We start from the raw sequence: 18,824 nt of genomic DNA, 5'->3' as shown, positions 1-18,824 counted from the left end.
TTTATGTAGTCTGTTATGAACCCAACGTGGAGTTTTGCTTTTTAGCCTGATACAGCCGTATTTTATAAATAATTAATACAAGCCCTGCAACCACTAGCCCTTCAGCTACAGGTAAAAAAATGCCTAAAAACGTTAAAATCGTACATCCAAAAGCTAAAAATAGATAAATAACCACAGATTTTAAAAGCGGCAGCTTCTTTGCAAACCCAAGTTTGTACACGAGAACAGATAGCCCTAAAATAGTAAAGTATAACAGCCACATTCCTATTTTTGCATGTTCATCTACTTGATACAAAGCAGCAAAAAATGAAAGGTGTTCTTTTACATCCATCTTCCTTCCCCCTATTCCTTACTTTACATTATTCGATATAAGCCACCTTTTTCCTTTCCAAATTCTCTCTTTATAAAACGCTTTCAAAAAATAGAAAATTCTGATATAATTGATAAAAAACAAGCCGCTAGCAAATAAAGCTAACGACTTCCTTTTTTTATTATTTCGTGTCAGCGTATTTTTTCTTTTTCGCTGCTTTTTCACGTTCATTTTTATCAAGAATTTTTTTACGTAGACGAATAGATTCTGGTGTGATTTCACAATATTCATCTTCGTTTAAATATTCAAGTGATTGCTCTAAAGACATAATACGAGGTTTTTTCATACCTGTTGTTTGATCTTTGTTAGCAGAACGCATATTCGTCATTTGCTTCATTTTACAGATGTTAACAACGATATCATTTTCACGAGTGTGTTCTCCTACGATCATACCTTCGTATACTTCTGTACCTGGCTCCACGAAAATTGTACCGCGGTCTTCTACGCCTTGGATTCCATAAGTAGATGATTTACCGCTTTCCATAGAAACAAGCACACCTTGACGGCGACCTCCAACTTGACCTTGCTGCATTGGTTGGTAGCTATCAAATGAATGGTTAATGATACCGAATCCGCGAGTTAACGATAAGAACTCAGTTGTATAACCGATTAAACCACGTGCAGGAACCATAAAGATCAGACGAACTTGACCGCTGCCGTTGTTAATCATATCAACCATTTCACCTTTACGAGCACCCATTGATTCCATAATAGAACCCGTATGTTCTTCAGGCACGTCGATTTGCACACGTTCAACTGGCTCACAGCGAACGCCATCAATTTCACGAACGATTACTTCAGGTTTTGATACTTGAATCTCATATCCTTCACGACGCATATTTTCAATTAAAATAGATAAATGAAGTTCTCCACGTCCTGAAACGACCCATACATCCGGTGAATCAGTATTTTCCACGCGTAAACTTACATCTGTCTCAAGTTCAGACATTAAGCGCTCTTCAATTTTACGAGATGTAACAAATTTACCTTCACGACCAGCAAACGGTGAATTGTTTACTAAGAACGTCATTTGTAAAGTAGGTTCATCAATACGTAAAATTGGCAGTGCATCTTGGTGGTCAAACGGACATACTGTTTCACCTACGTTGATGTCTTCCATTCCTGATACAGCGATCAGGTCTCCTGCTTTTGCTTCTTCGATTTCAACACGCTTTAAGCCTAGGAAACCGAATAATTTTGTTACGCGGAATTGTTTTACCGTACCGTCAAGCTTCATTAATGCAACTTGCTGGCCTACTTTCATTGTTCCGCGGAATACGCGCCCTACACCGATACGACCAAGATAGTCATTGTAGTCAAGCATTGCCACTTGGAATTGAAGTGGTTCGTCGCTGTTGTCTACTGGTGCTGGAATGTGCTCGATGATTGAGTCAAATAGAGATGACATGTTCTCATCTTGCTTTTCAGGGTTCGTGCTAGCCGTTCCGTTGATTGCTGAAGCATAAACAACAGGGAACTCAATTTGTTCCTCACTTGCACCTAGTTCAATAAATAAGTCAATTACTTCATCAACTACTTCAGTTGGACGAGCAAAGTCACGGTCAATTTTGTTAACAACAACAATCGGCGTTAAGTTTTGCTCTAATGCTTTTTTCAATACAAAGCGCGTTTGAGGCATACATCCTTCGTATGCGTCTACTACAAGTAGAACACCGTCTACCATTTTCATAATACGCTCAACTTCTCCACCGAAGTCAGCATGTCCTGGCGTATCCATAATGTTGATACGCGTATCTTTATAATTAATAGCTGTGTTTTTCGCTAAAATTGTAATTCCACGCTCACGCTCAAGGTCATTTGAATCCATCGCACGTTCTTCAACATGCTCATTAGTACGGAATGTTCCGGACTGATGTAATAATTTATCTACTAACGTTGTTTTCCCATGGTCTACATGGGCAATAATGGCAATATTACGTAAATCTTTACGAATGTTCACGCATTTCACTCCTATGCTTGTAATAACTAAGCTATTATATCACACTAACTCTAGAATTGCAGAATGATTTTGTTGTACACTATAAATATCCGTTACAAATGGGAGGAATCAACATGAGAAACATTAAGTGGGTATTCGTTTTATATGCATTCATCGCAACTGCAGCTATTATGTCAATTGGCATATTTATCGGAGAAGGAAGCGCTCTCGGGGTCATTTTAGCTATCGTAGCTTTAATTGTTGTAATGGGTCTTGGCTTTACGACTAAGAAAAAAATGCGAGAAAAAGGGCAGCTGTAATTTTTTTGCGATGATTGAAAGCGTCATGGCCATTTGCAACATCAAAATGGTTCATGACGTTTTTTCATCACAAAATTCTTTGACTACACGTAAGTCTTCACTTCTATTTTATTTATTCCACTTTCCTTCAAGGTACGTACGAAAGATTTCGTCATGTAATGTTGGTTTGCTTACAAATACACTGCTTTTTTCAAGAATCTCTAACGGCTTCCCTTCTAAATCCGTCATGACTCCTCCAACTTCTTCAATCAACACTTTACCGGCAGCAAAGTCCCATGGAGCCAAACGTAAAGTAATGTATCCATCCAAGCGTCCAGCCGCTACGTAAGCAAGCTCAATAGCTGCGGATCCATATGAACGGGTCCCTCTTACTTTACGCACAAGCGGACTTAATACGGAAGGATCAATACGGCGGTTCTCCGTCACCCACGTTGCATTTAAGCTAATAATAGCTTCTTCAACTGGTACAGGTTCAAGTTTCGGCAATTGGATGTCATTCATAAACGCGCCCTGTCCTTTTAAAGCATGATACAGCTCATTATGAATAACATCATAAATATAACCTGCTTGTCCTACACCATTTTCGAATATACCGATGGAAATAGCAAAATTTCGCTGCTGATGAACAAAGTTCATCGTACCGTCGATCGGATCGATAATCCAAATCGTTCCTTCTTCTGATTCAAGCTCTTCCCCATATCCTTCTTCTCCGAGAATATGATGTTCCGGAAAGGTTTCATTGATTTTTGAGATAAAAAACTGTTCAATTTCTTTATCCATATTTGTTACTAAATCATTTGGATTCGATTTCGTTTGAATGAGAAGTTCTTTACTAAACGACTGTTGAATTTTTTGTCCAGCTTCTTTTAGCCACTCTTTAACGTATGTATCAATTTCTTTCCAGCGTTGTGTCATCTCAATTCCCCCTCAAAAATACGTCTCTTATTTAAGCTTAAAAAAACCTCTGCAAGATGTCAATTAACAGAGCACGTGGGAGAAGAACTGCCGCTTCTTCTCCCACGTGCTCTGTTACCACTTATGAATCTGCTCATTCAGTTTAATCCTTTTTTACAGTTTACCCATATTTGTTCTATTTTATTCCCGTGTCTGCTACTGAAGAGATATCATTTCTTCACGAAGTTTCTCGAGCTTTCGCTTACATTTTTGTTTTTGTTCCTCATTATTCTCCATCATGGCTTCATATAACGTCGCTAACTCGTAATCTAACTCCAACCGAATTACACCTAATCTTTTTTGTCCATCATTCTTCTTATACATATTCACCACTTGTTTCATGTTTCAAACACCCCTCTCAAATTATTGAACCCACTTATAGAAAACTAAATTTTCAGATATTTTGATTGATATAGTCTATGTCGAAACCTAATCTCATGCAACTAAATTGTGTGATTACCTATAAAAAAATGATAGACACGTTTTGACAAGCATATGCGAATTAATTGGTGTTTATGCTTTTCATGTGGTAGAATCTTCGCGTAAATCATACTTACTTGCATAGATGCACAGCAGCTATACATATTCACTAAAAAAACGGAGGTTTCACATGGCATTCTCAGGATTTTCACAAGATGACTTTAACGTATTCCGTATCGAGGGGCTTGATGCACGTATGGAAGCCATCAAGACAACGATACGCCCAAAATTCGAACAATTGAGCAATCATTTTGCTCCTACTCTTTCTTCACTTTGTGGAGATGAAATGTTCGTACATATTGCCAAACATGCACGAAGAACAGTTAACCCGCCAGCAGATACGTGGGTAGCCTTTGCTAACAGTAAACGCGGGTATAAAAAGCTCCCTCATTTTCAAATTGGCCTTTGGGAAACACACGTCTTTGTGTGGTTTGCCGTCATTTACGAATCACCTATTAAAGAACAATTTGGAAAGCTGCTAAAACAAAACATGGAGGAGATTCGTCAAAATATCCCAGACTCGTTTGTTTGGTCGAAAGATCATACAAAACCTGATATTAAAAAAATGGGCGACTTATCTTCTGAAGACTTAGAGAGTTTGTTTGAACGTCTAGAGACGGTTAAAAAAGCTGAGATCCTATGCGGCATTACAATTCCAAAAGAAGAAGCGATTGCAATGAACGGCGAAGAATGGATGGCTCGTATTGAACAAACATTTCATACGGTAACTCCATTATATGAACTAACTAAAAAAGCATATGCATAATTTTAACGAATTGATATAAAAAAAATGAGGGTGAGACATAACGAAAGGAAGCTCATCGAAAGACCAACAAATGGAATACATAAGCTGAAACGCTTGTGACACCGCAGTTGATTTCCCTGCAAGGCTTCGCTTTCCGCGGGCGGCCGGTGAGCCTCCTCGTCGCTTGCGCTCCTGCGGGGTCTCGCCTGTTCCGCTTTCCCAGCAGGAGTCTTCGCCTTGCCTTCCAATCAACTGCTAGAAGAAACGAAACAGATAAACTCTATGTTCACCGTAACAAAAAAAACGAATCATTAATCAAACAATTTGATTAATGATTCGTTTTTTACTTCGGCTAAACTACTTTTGTCCCAGTCTCATTTTTTACATTTTTATGATATCTCCAGAAGAAGCAGCCTTTGCTTTTTGAATCGTTCGATAAGAAGAGTATTTGCTTTGGTCTTCAAAATCGTTACAGATTGTTTTTTCTTCTGCTTTACTTGGCACAATTTCTTTAAATCGGCGATAGACTGCCATTAGGTGATCACGCTCAATACCTTTTTCATAAGCTCGTTCAATGCTTTCAAAAAACTTCACTACATCAATAATTTCTTCTGTACTCCAATCAAGGGAGATAGGGTATTGATATTCCACTTCTCATCACTCCATTTATTTCTTCATTCTATGTATATCTATATTCTTAACTCTATCACAATCTATAATGTACACAAAATTTATTCTCTTTTCACCCAAAAGAATTTCTCCTTTTTTTTCTTTTTATTTTCTCTTTAAAATATCTTTGCAAATAGGTTAATAAGTGCTATAATTCTTTTGTTTTATGGGGATTTTCAAAACATAAAGAACTATAAAATAATAAGTAATAAGCAGTTTACAATTACTTGTATTTTTTTAACTAAAAATTGTATTTATATTATCAAACAGTAGTAAACATACGCGTTTCATTCATTTATATAATGGTTAAAATCAAGAAAACTGCGGAGTAGAATTTCTGTTGAATTTCTTTTGTAGAAAAAAGATCTGATATTTTAATATGTATAATTCAACAGCCATTAGTTTTTGGTATATAAAATTGAATGCTGTAATTTGATAAAAAAACAATCAAAGTCCCTCTAAGCTTTGCTTAGAGGGACTGACAATTTATGATAAAAGAGGTGTATAGCAAAGTTGTCTTCTCAATTTTCAACTCCATTATTTACTGGATTAGTTAATCACGCTAAGAAAAACCCAACACAATTCCATATCCCTGGACATAAAAAAGGAAATGGAATGGATCCTGAATTCCGCTCATTTATTGGCGATGATGCTTTATCCATTGATTTAATTAATATCGGTCCCCTTGATGACCTTCACCAGCCAAAAGGCATTATCAAACAAGCGCAGGATTTAGCTGCAGAAGCATTTGGTGCTGATCATACTTTTTTCTCTGTTCAAGGAACGAGCGGAGCAATTATGGCAATGGTTATGGCGACATGTGGACCTGGAGATAAAATTATCGTTCCTAGAAACGTGCATAAATCTGTTATGAGTGCGATTGTTTTTTCAGGAGCTACGCCTATTTTTATTCATCCTGAAATTGACGAAAATCTTGGCATTTCTCACGGTATTACATCGGACTCTGTAGAAAAAGCCTTAAAGCAGCACCCTGAAGCAAAAGCAGTGCTTGTTATCAATCCAACTTACTTTGGAATTTCCGGAGACCTTCGTAAAATCGTAGAAATTGCCCACTCGTATCAAGTGCCTGTACTTGTTGATGAAGCTCACGGCGTTCATATTCACTTCCATGATGATTTGCCTCTGTCTGCTATGCAGGCCGGTGCAGATATGGCAGCAACAAGCGTGCATAAATTAGGCGGTTCTATGACGCAAAGTTCCATTTTAAACATACGCGAAGGCTTAATTTCTCCAAAACGCGTACAGTCTATTTTAAGCATGCTGACAACAACATCAACCTCTTATCTGCTGCTGGCTTCTTTAGATGTTGCACGAAAACGTCTAGCTACAGAAGGAAAAGAGCTGGCTGAACGTGCAATTTCTCTTGCTGAAAAAGCACGAAAAGAAATTAATACAATTGAGCATATCCGATGTATAGGCAGAGAAATTTTAGGCACAAAAGCTACGTATGATTTAGACCCTACTAAATTAATTATTTCTGTTTCAGATTTAGGAATTACGGGCTATGACGTAGAAAAATGGATGCGTGAAGCTCATAATATCGAAGTGGAAATGTCTGACCTTTATAATATTCTATGTATTATCACGCCCGGAGATACAGAAGAAGATCTTTCACGTCTTGTCACAGCTCTGCGTGAGTTATCCGCAAAATTCCATAACCTTTCTGAGACAACGGCAAAACCGGCTATTTTATTACCTGATATTCCTGTATTGGCTTTAACACCTCGTGATGCTTTTTACGCTGAAACCGAAGTGGTACCTTTTCATGAGTCAGCAGGTCGTATTATTGCAGAATTTGTAATGGTCTATCCTCCTGGTATTCCTATTTTTATTCCTGGGGAAATCATCACTGAGGAAAATTTAACCTACATTGAAACAAACTTAGAGGCAGGTTTACCAGTGCAGGGTCCGGAAGATTTTGAATTAAAGACATTTCGTGTCATCAAAGAACATAAAGCAATTCAATAAAAAAAAAGGTGCGGAATTCCGCACCTTTTTTTTATTGAATTAATCTAAATCTTCATCTGCTTTTTGACATTCTCCGCTTTTACATGTTGAGTATAATCGCGTCACTTTCTCATCTTCGAAATGATCAATTGTGCAGTTACATGTTTGACATACGATTGTTCCCATTTTGTAAACTCCCCTTTAACCGTCTTTTTTTGTAAGCGTTTTACAACTCTTGATATTATATTATTATGTCACATTAAATATGTCAACAACTAATTAGTATGTCACATTAAAAATATTTTTCTCATAAATGTTATATTTGTTTTCAAAAAGCTGACCCCTTAGCATCATCTCTATTTATATGAAAAAACTATGTCTAATTTCATATCTATTTCGGCACTTTAAAATAATTACGAAAAATAAGAATTTGAGATCTTGCCTTTTTTTCTTACTAATAGGGTAGACATTTCATACAAACTTTACTAGAATGTATAACCATGTGGTTTCATGTATAGCTAAAAAGGTTATATGAGAAACTATGTTATGTAAAATAGAATAGGAAAGGAGTGATAATCGATGAAAAAACTGACTCCTGTTTTTATCATTTCGGTTATTATTGCTGCAGTATTTATCGTATGGGGTGTTATTCCGGAATCTGTGCTAGGAAGCGCAGCGCTTACACCTGTCACATCGGCAATACATAGTTTTATCATCGAGAAATTTGGCTGGTATTATTTATTAGCAGCTACATTATTCTTAGTTTTTACGCTGTACTTAATTTTTTCAAAGTACGGAAACATTAAACTAGGTAAACCTGACGAAAAGCCTCAGTATGGTTATGTCTCGTGGTTTGCTATGTTATTTAGTGCTGGTATGGGGATTGGACTTGTATTCTGGGGTGTTTCAGAACCAATCAATCATTTTCATACTCCACCTTCTGGTGAAGGCGGTACAGCAGAATCAGCTCGTGCAGCTCTACGTTATTCGTTTTTCCACTGGGGTTTACATCCTTGGGCTATTTATTCCGTTCTTGCACTGGCCCTTGCATATTTTCAATTTAGAAAAGGTTACCCGTTCATAATCAGTAATATTTTACGTCCACTATTAGGAAAACGTGTTGATGGACCTCTTGGAACGATCATAAACGTCATCGCCGTATTTGCAACTATTTTTGGGGTGGCAACATCTCTAGGACTGGGCGCTATTCAAATTACTGGTGGAGCCTCTTACTTGTCGCCAAGTATTGATAATAATTTCACGACTCAATTAATTGTTATTATTATCGTGACGTTCTTGTTCATGCTGTCAGCACAGACAGGTCTGAACAAGGGTATTAAGTATTTGAGTAACATTAATATTGTTTTAGCTATTCTGTTAATGCTATTCTTGTTATTTGCAGGTCCAACCAACTTTATTATGGACTTATTCGTTACAACAATTGGCAGCTACATTCAAAACTTGCCGTCGATGAGTTTTCGATTGAGCCCGTTTGATAACAGCACCTGGGTTCAAGATTGGACAATTTTCTACTGGGCATGGTGGATCGCCTGGGCACCGTTCGTTGGTACGTTTATTGCTCGTATTTCACGAGGTAGAACCATTCGAGAATTTTTAATTGGTGTACTAGCTGTTCCGACCGTATTTGGCGGATTATGGTTTGCCGTATTCGGAGGTTCTGGGGTCTACTTAGACTTTTTTAAGGATCTTCCTGTTATGGATGTTATCAATAATAAAGGAACAGAAGTTGCTTTATTCTACGTACTTGAACAGTTTCCATTTGGTACATTCATGTCCATTGTCGCTATTTGCTTAATCGCTACATTCTTCATTACATCAGCTGACTCAGCTACATTTGTTTTAGGAATGCAGACAACAAACGGTGATCTAAATCCTTCAGGCTCTATTAAGCTTACGTGGGGCTTAATTCAATCGTTAACAGCAATCATTCTGCTTTGGACAGGTGGTTTGGACGCGCTCCAAACAGCTGCGATTATAGCAGCACTTCCATTTTCAATTGTGCTCGTGCTAACGGTCTTCTCATTAATGAAAGCATTTAAAGAAGAAGGCGCATTAAAAAAAGAAAAGAAATCTGTGTAAGATAAAAAAAGCGTTAGTTTATATAAGCTAACGCTTTTTTTATCTTACGCCGTGCAAAATAAAATTAGTTGATAACATGTCAAGCAGATAGCTGACGTTGTGCCCGTCATCATAAGCGCCAGTCTTTTAGATTTGACGTTCATTTCTGCTATACCGTAAGCTAAATAAGCAAATACTAAAAATAAAATAATTTTAGATGTCAATTGATCACGTTTTGATAATAATTCAACCAGTGAATACCCCATCCAAATAACAATGTGCAAGCTCCAAACGAAATATGTCTTCATAGCTCCTTCGCCGCCTTTTCATTCGTTATTCAAAGAAGCAATTTTGTATCCAACTATAAGCAAAGCACGTCCCACTTCATATGTATGCATCTAGAACTCATTTAAGACTGTCTCAGCGCTTTTTACATCTTTCTGCTAGAAATTATACTCAACCAGTAAAAAACTGTCTGACAAGCACCTTATACTTTATAAAAACCGTTTTCTTCAAAAAAAAAAGCTGATGCGTATGCATCAGCTTTTTAAAAACATTATTTTACAATGTGAATTGGGCTTCCAATTGCTACTTCAGCAGCTTCCATTGTGATTTCACCTAATGTTGGGTGAGCGTGAATTGTTAATGCGATATCTTCAGCTGTTACGCCAGCTTCGATAGCAAGACCAAGTTCAGCGATCATGTCAGATGCGCTAGGTCCAGCGATTTGAGCACCAACAACTACTCCGTCTTCTTTACGAGTGATAAGCTTCAAGAAGCCTTCTGCAGCGTTAAGTGCAAGCGCACGTCCGTTAGCAGCGAATGGGAATTTAGAAGCTTTAACAGCTAATCCTTCTTCTTTTGCTTGTGCTTCAGTATAACCTACAGATGCAAGCTCAGGCTCAGAGAATACAACTGCTGGAATTCCTAAATAGTCAATTTCAGCAGGTTCGCCAGCGATTACTTCAGCTGCGATTTTACCTTCGTAAGAAGCTTTGTGTGCAAGTGGTGGTCCAGTTACGATATCACCAATTGCAAAGATGTTGCTTACAGATGTACGAGTTTGGTTATCGATTTCGATAAGACCACGGTCAGTCATTTTAACGCCAACTTGCTCAAGACCAAGCTCATCCGTGTTAGGACGGCGACCTACAGTAACTAATACGTAGTCAGCATCGATTACTTTTGACTCTCCGCCTACTTCAAACGTAACTTGTACGCCATCAGCAGTTTCTTCAACACCTTTAGCCATTGCTTTTGTATAGATTTCAACGTTTCCTTTTTTCTTAAGGTTACGTTTAACAAGAGAGCTCATTTGTTTTTCAAAACCAGCTAGAATTTCATCAGCAGCTTCTACAAATGTAACTTCTGTGCCGAAGTTAGCAAAAGCAGTACCAAGCTCAGTGCCGATGTAACCTCCGCCGATTACAACTAATTTTTTAGGAACTTCTTTAAGCGCTAATGCACCTGTAGAGTTGATTACGCGCTCAGAGAATTTGAATCCAGGGATCTCGATTGGACGAGAACCAGTTGCAAGGATTGCATTTTTGAATTTGTACGTTTGTGCTGAATTTTCATCCATTACACGTACAGTTTCGCTGTCAACGAAGTAAGCTTCACCTTTTACGATGTCAACTTTGTTACCTTTAAGAAGGCCTTCAACACCGCCAGTAAGTTTGTTTACAACGCCGTTTTTGAATTCTTGAACTTTAGAGAAATCAACTGTTACGTTCTCAGCGATAATCCCCATGTCTTCAGAATGTTTAGCATGTTCAAAACGGTGACCTGCAGCGATTAATGCTTTTGAAGGAATACAACCAACGTTTAAGCATACGCCTCCAAGATTACCTTTTTCTACGATTGTAACTTTTTGACCTAATTGAGCTGCACGAATTGCTGCAACGTAGCCACCAGGGCCAGCACCAATGACAAGAGTATCAGTTTCGATTGGGAAATCTCCTACTACCATTTATTACGCCTCCATTAATAATAATTCTGGATCATTTAATAAACGCTTGATTTGGTTAAGAGCGTTTTGAGCTGTTGCGCCATCGATAATACGGTGGTCAAAGCTTAGTGATAATGCTAATACTGGAGCAATTACAATTTCACCGTCGCGTACAACTGGTTTTTCAGCGATACGTCCGATACCTAGAATTGCAACTTCTGGGTGGTTGATAACTGGAGTAAACCATTGTCCACCAGCAGAACCGATATTTGTGATTGTACAAGAAGCGCCTTTCATTTCAGCAGGAGCTAATTTACCATCACGTGCTTTTCCAGCAAGGTCGTTAATTTGATCCGAAATTTCGAATACAGATTTACGATCAGCATTTTTCACAACTGGTACTAAAAGACCTTTTTCAGTGTCAGCAGCGATACCGATGTTGTAGTAATGTTTTTGAATTACTTCATCTGTAGAATCATCAATTGAAGTGTTAAGAGCTGGGAACTTCTTAAGTGCTGAAGTTAACGCTTTTACCACGTAAGGTAAGAATGTTAATTTAATACCTTGATCTGCTGCAACTGTTTTGAATTTTTTACGATGAGCAACAAGAGCTGTTACATCGATTTCATCCATTAATGTTACGTGTGGAGCAGTGTGTTTAGAGTTAACCATAGCTTTTGCGATTGCACGACGGATACCGCTCATTTTCTCGCGAGTTTCTGGTAAGTCGCCTTCAGGAATAGCTTGTGCTGCAGCTGCTTTTGGTTCAGCTGAAGCAGTTTCCTCTTTAGCTGGAGCTTCAGCAGTTGCTGTAGCTGTAGAACCACCAGATAAGAAGCTATCGATGTCATCTTTAACAATACGTCCGTTTTTACCTGAACCAGGAACAGCTTTAATGTCTACACCTTTTTCACGAGCATATTTGCGCACTGAAGGCATAGCAATTACTTTACGGTTAGGATCAACATCAGCTTGTGCTGCAGGAGCTGTTGCTTCTTCAGTCACTTCTTCAGTTGAAGCTTCTTCTTTAGCTTCTTCTGCTGGTGCATCATCATGATCGTCACCTTTGAATTTTAAGTCTTCGTATCCAGGAGCATCAAAAGTAACGATAACTTGTCCTACAGTAGCTACTGTACCTTCGTCAACTTTTACTTCTAATACTTTACCTTTTACAGGAGATGGGATTTCAACAACAGCTTTGTCATTTTGTACTTCTGCTAGTACATCATCCTCATCAATTTCATCTCCAGCTTTTACGAACCATTTTACAATTTCACCTTCGTGGATACCTTCACCGATATCCGGCAGTTTAAATTCAAATGCCACGTGTCTTCACCCTCCTAGTTAGTTGCGTTCAATTTGTTAGTGTTTATTTTATCTAAGACAGAAATCAGCATAAAGCTGATTTCTATCACAGTAAAATGCTAATTAAAATTCAAGTACTTTCTTAGCTGTTTCAACGATATCTTTGTGGTCTGGTAACCATACGCCCTCAGCTTGAGAGAATGGGAACACAGTATCCGGTGCTGTTACACGTAATACTGGTGCTTCTAAGCTTAAGATTGCACGATCGTTAATTTCAGCTACAACGTTAGCTGCAATACCAGCTTGTTTTTGAGCTTCTTGAACTACTACTACGCGACCAGTTTTTTCAACTGATGCAAGAATTGTATCGATATCTAAAGGTTGAACTGTACGTAAGTCCACTACTTCAGCAGAGATACCTTCTTTTTCTAGTTCTTCAGCTGCTTTTAACGATGAGTGTACCATTGCACCGTAAGCGATAAGCGTTACGTCTGTACCTTCACGTTTCACATCAGCTGTACCTAAGTCAATAGTGTATGATTCTTCAGGTACTTCTTGACGGAATGAACGGTAAAGCTTCATGTGCTCTAAGTATACAACCGGATCGTTATCACGGATTGATGAAATTAAAAGACCTTTTGCATCGTATGGAGTTGAAGGAATTACAACTTTTAGACCAGGTTGAGATGCTACGATACCTTCTAAGCTATCAGCGTGAAGTTCTGGTGTATGAACGCCTCCACCAAATGGTGAACGGAATGTGATTGGTGCATTCCAGCGACCGCCAGAACGGTAGCGCATACGTGCAGCTTGACCTGATACAGAATCAAGTACTTCGTATACGAAACCAAAGAATTGAATTTCAGGAACCGGACGGAAACCTTGAGTCGATAGACCCACAGCAAGACCACCGATACCAGATTCAGCTAATGGCGTATCGAATACGCGATCTTCACCGAATTCTTGTTGAAGACCTTCAGTCGCACGGAATACTCCACCGTTTACGCCAACGTCTTCACCAAAAACTAATACGTTTTCGTCGTTTTTCATTTCTGTGCGTAACGCATCAGTAATCGCTTGAATCATTGTCATTTGCGCCATGGCTTACTTCGACTCCTTCTCTTTGTAGATTTCATATTGCTCTTGTAAGTTTGAAGGCATAGTTTCGTACATGATTTCCATTAAATCTGTAACTTTTTGTTTTGGATAATCGTCAGCCTTCTTAATAGCTTGTTTGATATCTTCTTTAGCTTGCTCGATTACTTTGTTTTCTTCTTCTTCATTCCAGATGCCTTTAGCTTCTAAGAATTTACGGAAGCGAACAAGTGGATCTTTCTTTTCCCACTCAGTGTCAAGCTCAGCTGTACGATAACGAGTTGGATCGTCACCAGCCATTGTATGTGGACCATAACGGTAAGTTAATGTTTCAATTAAAGTTGGACCTTCACCGTTTACTGCACGCTCACGAGCTTCGCTTACTGCAACGTATACTGCTAGTGCATCCATACCGTCTACTTGAACGCCTGGGATACCAACAGCCGCTGCTTTTTGAGCGATTGTACGTGCTGCAGATTGCTTTTCAACTGGTGTTGAAATTGCAAAGCGGTTGTTTTGTACAACAAAGATTGCTGGAGCTTTGAATGCACCTGCGAAGTTCATACCTTCGTAGAAGTCACCTTGTGAAGCTCCGCCGTCACCTGTATAAGTGATCGCTACTGCTTTTTTACCGCGCTTTTTAAGACCTAGTGCCACACCAGCAGTTTGCACGATTTGTGCACCGATGATGATTTGTGGAGAAAGTACATCTACACCTTCTGGCGCTTGGTTACCGTGGAAATGACCACGAGAGAATAAGAACGCTTGATATAGTGGAAGACCATGCCAAATTAACTGAGGCACATCACGGTACCCAGGTAAAATGAAGTCTTCTTTTTCTAATGCGAAATGTGAAGCGATTTGAGAAGCTTCTTGCCCAGCAGTTGGTGCATAGAAACCTAAACGACCTTGACGGTTCAATGAAATTGAACGTTGATCAAGAATACGAGTGTATACCATGCGAGTCATTAACTCTTTTAATTTTTCGTCAGATAAATCTGGCAACGCTGATTTATTTACTACTTCGCCCTCTTCATTAAGAATTTGGAACGTTTGGTACTGCTCAGCGATTTTATCAAGTTGCTTTGATACATCAATAATAGCCTTTTTAGTTTTAGCAGCCATCTAAGTCACCTCTTCCTTTCATTTAAGCCGTATAAATTCATTTTACTAATCAAACAAACATACACGCTTTTAGAATGTCCCAAATGGACAAGTAAAAGTCATATTTTGTCGAGTAGCTTTTTGAATTCGCTAATCCTTAACATTTCTATGTATTCCCCAGCGAATTCTGTGCAAACATTTACGTAAAAGGAAAGTTTAAGCGAAACGAGCGTTTCGTTAAACTGTATTAATTATTTTGCAAAAATGATTAATACAACACTTACTACGCTACCTAGTTTACAATACACTAAAACAGTTCGTCAATGCATTTACATCAAGAAATTACGCTTTTTTAGTTTGTGAAATAAAACACATAAAAAAGACATGCTGTACTATTACACAGATACAAACTGTATTATATGTTTTATAATAACCTTCTCTTTTTTTACGTCTGCACATCTCCTATCTTGCCACAAATAAACGATTTTTTAAAACAATAACCTTTTGTAATTTTTACTTGAATCGTGTCGAAACTCTTTCTTTATTTCAGAAAACCTTCCTTTTCAGCCAAAAAAAAAGACCTGTAAACTTCACAGGCCTTCTTATTTATCCTCGCTATTTTTCACCTTTAACTTCGTTTTGTTATAAAAATCTTCTTTGGCTTTGTTATAGTCAGCTGTTAGTGTGTTAAACGTTTCTTTTTTCTTTTCAACTTCTTTATAAGTAGCATTGATCGAAGCGATTTGTGTTTCAAGATTCTCTAATTTCACATTGTCTTTTTCAAAGAGCGTATATAGCTGACGATCTAATTCAATGGAATGAAGATAGGCATCATGTAAGGACTGGTAGGCCTTATAACGCTTCTTCATTAACGAAGATAGTTCAAGCGCCTCTTCTTTTGCTTTGCCGTCCTCTAGCTTTTGGATCTTTGGCTCTGTCGCTTCAAACTGTTTTTGCGAAGCGCTGATGCTTTTTTCTTCTTTTTGTAATTTATTTTCACGCTCATCTAATAACTGCTGCGCTTTTTGTGCTTTATTTTTTATTTTCTTTTTATCTTTAATCCCTAGCTCAATAATTTGGTCGTATATCGCATTTTCTTGCTGTTCTAAATCAGCTAACGGTTTTTGCTGATCAGCAAATTGCTTTTCTTGTGCTACCACTTTTTCTAATCCATTATATACCTCAAGTTCAGGCGATGAGCCCTCTGTACAGCCTGCTAGTGACATAGCAGCAATGCCAATAACTATATATCTTCCGACGCATTTCATTTTTGGTAAATCCTCCCTTATTCATGGGTCATTATACAATTTTTGTAGGAAATTAGCAATTTATCTACACCCTTTTTCCACCTTTTAATATATTATACTAACCCAATCGTGAAAAAAAGGGAGTTTATTACTTTTTACCTTGGGATTGATAACTACGGGAGGTTACATTATGTTGGGTTATGGTGGATATGGCTGCGGCGGTTCTAATAAAGGTTTCGTGTTATTAATCGTACTGTTCATTTTATTAGTTATTATCGGCTGCAGCTGTGGCGGCTGGTAATTATACAATAAAAGCGGCTAACTGCCGCTTTTATTTTTTCTTATGCATGTTTTTCCAAATGTTTGATACATATAATTAGTAGAAACATTTATGTGGTCAAGGTCGAGGTAATGACTTTTTTATACGGATTTGGTACACTTTATACCTATAAAATAGCCTAGGGAGATGTGAAAGTTGATTACAATGAACGATATTATCCAAGACGGACACCCAACGCTGCGAGAAGTAGCAAAAGAAGTACCGTTACCTGCTTCTGAAGAAGACAAAAAGATTTTACATAGCTTATTAGAATATGTGAAAAACAGCCAAGACCCTGAAATTGCTGCTAAATATGGACTGCGATCTGGTATCGGACTTGCCGCTCCTCAAATTAATGTATCAAAACGAATGATTGGGGTACACGTTACGGATGAAAAAGGCAAGCTATACAGCTATGCATTATTTAACCCTAAGATCATTAGCCACTCAGTTGAAAAGACATACCTTACAGGCGGTGAAGGCTGCTTGTCTGTCGATCAAGATATCCCAGGATTTGTTCCTCGATATGCACGCATCACAGTAAAAGGCACAACGCTTGAAGGCGAAGAAGTGAAAATTCGTTTGAAAGGCCTTCCTGCTGTCGTATTTCAGCACGAGATTGATCATTTAGACGGAATTATGTTTTATGATTACATCAATAAAGAAAACCCATTTCAAGAACCTGAAAATGCTTTTCCATATGAACGCTAAAAAACGCGAGCTAGAGCTCGCGTTTTTTCTTATTTTAACAATCCTACTAGCTCTAATCCGTGGAGAATACCACCTTCTGCTACATCTTTTGTAACAAGATCAGCCACTTCTTTCACAACTTCTTCCGCATTTCCCATCGCTACGCCATTTCCGACAAACTCAAGCATTTCGATATCGTTTAAGCCGTCTCCGAATGCATATACATCTTTTTTATCAAAGCCAAGCTTTTCAATCATGGTCTCAATTCCTCGCGCTTTTGATCCACCTTTTGGGAGAACATCAGTTGAAAATTCATGCCAGCGAATAAAGTCAAATTTCTTAAATTTTTCTTCATAAGGAGCTTCTTCTCCCGCTGTACAGAATAAGAGGGATTGATAAATTTCACGCCCTTTGAAATAAGCAGGATCGTGGTGAGGGTGGGTAAATCCAATTTTCAGCGTGCTGATGCTGGATTCGATATAATCATGAAATTCAATGTTTGATTTCATATCTTCATGATCCATGTATACGACAGGATGATCATGCTCAACAGCAAAAGCCGTTAAATCCTGAAGCTCTTCTTTATTTAACGGGTTTTTGTAAAGAACTTCTCCATTTAAGACAATGTACTGACCATTAAAGCTAATATATGTTTGAATATCCAACTCTTCACGCAGATCTTTAAACATAAAAGGAGCCCTTCCAGTTGCAATTGCCACTTCATGCCCCTGCTCTTTTAACAGCTGGACAGCTTTTTTTGTAGAAGCAGGCAGTTTTTTATCATGATCCAATAACGTTCCATCAATATCAAAAAAAATAATCTTTCGTTCCACGTTTATCACCTTATTTTTTATAATTTTTTATCTCTTTGTTAAGCATTTCCAATTATACCAAACAAGCACTGATTTCTCTATAAATGGACGTTCCTATTTACATTTTTTCCATATTTAACCACGAGAAACCTCTCCCTTTTCATCATATAATAAAAGTACAGAGAGAGACAGGCAGGTATCGCAAAAAAACAAAGGAGCTGAAAAATCATGTTAAAAGATTTTCGAAAAAGGCTGCTAAAACGCTGGAATGAATTATTGCGTAAAAAAACGATGGCATAATCGATTTTTTTAGGGCTTTCTGTTGTAAAATTTGCAGAGTGTGTGTCTGCATCGTACAATGGAATAGCCCTTATTTTTTATACGCCCGGAAAATATAGTCTTGTATCCGTTTCCTATTAATATTATTCTATAATTAATTGACTTGTTATATTTAGATGACTAAAATGTAGTGAAAGCAAGTTTCTTTAGAAAATACATGAAATACATACACATTTTATAATATAATAAAATAAGTTATTTGAATTTCGGAATTAAGGAGAGATTTTTGTTATGATTTTTAAAGTTTATTTTCAAGAAAAAATGAGTGAAGTAGCTGTACGTGAAAATACAAAAACAGTGTATGTGAACGCAGATTCTGAGCGTGACGTTCGTAAAAAGTTAAAAGCGCGTTCAATTAATATTGAGTTTGTTCAAGCAGTGACTGGAGACTATCTAGAATATGAACAACAGCATGAAGATTTTAAAGTATTGGAGATATGA

At 37.8% G+C, this 18,824-nt stretch carries 21 protein-coding genes; 7 read left to right on the top strand and 14 right to left on the bottom strand.

What is annotated here, in order from left to right; all coding sequences use genetic code 11:
* Positions 1-13: 13 nt before the first annotated feature.
* Both ACMX9J_RS17315 and typA read right to left on the bottom strand, forming a co-directional pair.
* On the bottom strand, positions 14-331 hold the full coding sequence (locus ACMX9J_RS17315; RefSeq protein ID WP_416226045.1) for a YlaH-like family protein: 318 nt from the start codon (positions 329-331) through the stop codon (positions 14-16).
* A gap of 160 nt (positions 332-491) precedes the next feature.
* Complete coding sequence (gene typA, locus ACMX9J_RS17310; RefSeq protein ID WP_013056066.1) at positions 492-2,330, bottom strand: translational GTPase TypA; 1,839 nt, start codon at positions 2,328-2,330, stop codon at positions 492-494.
* Between the two features lie 113 nt (positions 2,331-2,443).
* On the opposite strand from typA, the gene ACMX9J_RS17305 reads away from it, so the two are divergent.
* Positions 2,444-2,629 carry a YlaF family protein gene (locus ACMX9J_RS17305; RefSeq protein ID WP_028414104.1) on the top strand — a complete coding sequence of 62 codons (186 nt, stop codon included), beginning with the start codon at positions 2,444-2,446 and terminating at the stop codon, positions 2,627-2,629.
* A 108-nt stretch (positions 2,630-2,737) separates the two neighbouring features.
* Here ACMX9J_RS17305 and ACMX9J_RS17300 read toward each other — a convergent pair whose 3' ends face one another.
* Both ACMX9J_RS17300 and ACMX9J_RS17295 read right to left on the bottom strand, forming a co-directional pair.
* Complete coding sequence (locus ACMX9J_RS17300) at positions 2,738-3,544, bottom strand: inositol monophosphatase family protein (protein WP_014460992.1); 807 nt, start codon at positions 3,542-3,544, stop codon at positions 2,738-2,740.
* Between the two features lie 195 nt (positions 3,545-3,739).
* On the bottom strand, positions 3,740-3,925 hold the full coding sequence (locus tag ACMX9J_RS17295; RefSeq protein ID WP_013056063.1) for a hypothetical protein: 186 nt from the start codon (positions 3,923-3,925) through the stop codon (positions 3,740-3,742).
* Between the two features lie 268 nt (positions 3,926-4,193).
* Here ACMX9J_RS17295 and ACMX9J_RS17290 point away from each other — a divergent pair, with 268 nt between their 5' ends.
* Positions 4,194-4,829, top strand: a complete 636-nt coding sequence (locus ACMX9J_RS17290; RefSeq protein WP_416226044.1) for a YktB family protein — start codon at positions 4,194-4,196, stop codon at positions 4,827-4,829.
* Here ACMX9J_RS17290 and ACMX9J_RS17285 read toward each other — a convergent pair.
* Entirely contained in the window at positions 4,806-5,060 is a 255-nt protein-coding gene (locus ACMX9J_RS17285) for a hypothetical protein (RefSeq protein WP_416226043.1), read from the bottom strand. The genes ACMX9J_RS17290 and ACMX9J_RS17285 overlap by 24 nt on opposite strands.
* A gap of 129 nt (positions 5,061-5,189) precedes the next feature.
* Entirely contained in the window at positions 5,190-5,459 is a 270-nt protein-coding gene (locus ACMX9J_RS17280) for a UPF0223 family protein (protein WP_013056061.1), read from the bottom strand.
* Between the two features lie 531 nt (positions 5,460-5,990).
* Between ACMX9J_RS17280 and ACMX9J_RS17275 the strand changes: the two genes are divergently transcribed.
* Positions 5,991-7,466, top strand: a complete 1,476-nt coding sequence (locus ACMX9J_RS17275) for an aminotransferase class I/II-fold pyridoxal phosphate-dependent enzyme (RefSeq protein ID WP_028414107.1) — start codon at positions 5,991-5,993, stop codon at positions 7,464-7,466.
* A 39-nt stretch (positions 7,467-7,505) separates the two neighbouring features.
* Here the strand turns inward: ACMX9J_RS17275 and ACMX9J_RS17270 are convergent, their stop codons facing one another.
* Complete coding sequence (locus ACMX9J_RS17270; RefSeq protein WP_013056059.1) at positions 7,506-7,631, bottom strand: GapA-binding peptide SR1P; 126 nt, start codon at positions 7,629-7,631, stop codon at positions 7,506-7,508.
* A 393-nt stretch (positions 7,632-8,024) separates the two neighbouring features.
* Here ACMX9J_RS17270 and ACMX9J_RS17265 point away from each other — a divergent pair, with 393 nt between their 5' ends.
* A complete protein-coding gene (locus ACMX9J_RS17265; protein ID WP_028414108.1) occupies positions 8,025-9,545 on the top strand; it encodes a glycine betaine uptake BCCT transporter in 1,521 nt (506 codons plus the stop codon).
* Between the two features lie 44 nt (positions 9,546-9,589).
* Here the strand turns inward: ACMX9J_RS17265 and ACMX9J_RS17260 are convergent, their stop codons facing one another.
* The 6 genes from ACMX9J_RS17260 to ACMX9J_RS17235 all read right to left on the bottom strand — a co-directional run bounded on the left by ACMX9J_RS17260 (position 9,590) and on the right by ACMX9J_RS17235 (position 16,244).
* On the bottom strand, positions 9,590-9,832 hold the full coding sequence (locus tag ACMX9J_RS17260; protein ID WP_033578408.1) for a hypothetical protein: 243 nt from the start codon (positions 9,830-9,832) through the stop codon (positions 9,590-9,592).
* A 248-nt stretch (positions 9,833-10,080) separates the two neighbouring features.
* Positions 10,081-11,493 (bottom strand): dihydrolipoyl dehydrogenase, encoded by a 1,413-nt coding sequence (gene lpdA / locus ACMX9J_RS17255; RefSeq protein WP_013082295.1) that lies wholly within the window; start codon positions 11,491-11,493, stop codon positions 10,081-10,083.
* Positions 11,494-11,496: 3 nt separating this feature from the next.
* Positions 11,497-12,798, bottom strand: coding sequence for a dihydrolipoamide acetyltransferase family protein (locus tag ACMX9J_RS17250; protein WP_028407941.1), 1,302 nt, complete (start codon positions 12,796-12,798; stop codon positions 11,497-11,499).
* 102 nt (positions 12,799-12,900) lie between these two features.
* The gene (locus tag ACMX9J_RS17245; RefSeq protein WP_013056055.1) at positions 12,901-13,878 is read right to left on the bottom strand and encodes an alpha-ketoacid dehydrogenase subunit beta; all 978 of its coding nucleotides are present in this window, start codon (positions 13,876-13,878) and stop codon (positions 12,901-12,903) included.
* Positions 13,879-13,881: 3 nt separating this feature from the next.
* Positions 13,882-14,997 carry a pyruvate dehydrogenase (acetyl-transferring) E1 component subunit alpha gene (gene pdhA / locus ACMX9J_RS17240; protein WP_013056054.1) on the bottom strand — a complete coding sequence of 372 codons (1,116 nt, stop codon included), beginning with the start codon at positions 14,995-14,997 and terminating at the stop codon, positions 13,882-13,884.
* A 581-nt stretch (positions 14,998-15,578) separates the two neighbouring features.
* Positions 15,579-16,244 (bottom strand): YkyA family protein, encoded by a 666-nt coding sequence (locus tag ACMX9J_RS17235; protein ID WP_176344378.1) that lies wholly within the window; start codon positions 16,242-16,244, stop codon positions 15,579-15,581.
* Between the two features lie 169 nt (positions 16,245-16,413).
* Here ACMX9J_RS17235 and ACMX9J_RS17230 point away from each other — a divergent pair, with 169 nt between their 5' ends.
* Positions 16,414-16,524 (top strand): YjcZ family sporulation protein, encoded by a 111-nt coding sequence (locus ACMX9J_RS17230; protein ID WP_016763434.1) that lies wholly within the window; start codon positions 16,414-16,416, stop codon positions 16,522-16,524.
* A 174-nt stretch (positions 16,525-16,698) separates the two neighbouring features.
* Positions 16,699-17,253, top strand: coding sequence for a peptide deformylase (gene def, locus ACMX9J_RS17225; RefSeq protein ID WP_013056051.1), 555 nt, complete (start codon positions 16,699-16,701; stop codon positions 17,251-17,253).
* A gap of 29 nt (positions 17,254-17,282) precedes the next feature.
* On the opposite strand, the gene ACMX9J_RS17220 is transcribed toward def, so the two are convergent.
* Positions 17,283-18,065: a Cof-type HAD-IIB family hydrolase gene (locus ACMX9J_RS17220; RefSeq protein ID WP_033578407.1), complete on the bottom strand. Its 783-nt coding sequence runs from the start codon at positions 18,063-18,065 to the stop codon at positions 17,283-17,285.
* A gap of 549 nt (positions 18,066-18,614) precedes the next feature.
* Between ACMX9J_RS17220 and ACMX9J_RS17215 the strand changes: the two genes are divergently transcribed.
* Positions 18,615-18,824 (top strand): DNA-dependent RNA polymerase subunit epsilon, encoded by a 210-nt coding sequence (locus ACMX9J_RS17215; protein ID WP_013056049.1) that lies wholly within the window; start codon positions 18,615-18,617, stop codon positions 18,822-18,824.

This window comes from Priestia sp. RMT2NF4, assembly GCF_047872835.1.
In the GTDB taxonomy this organism is placed as follows: Bacteria; Bacillota; Bacilli; order Bacillales; family Bacillaceae_H; genus Priestia; species Priestia zanthoxyli.
Note: the sequence above shows the minus strand (reverse complement) of the source record. Positions and strands in the feature narration are given on the sequence as shown.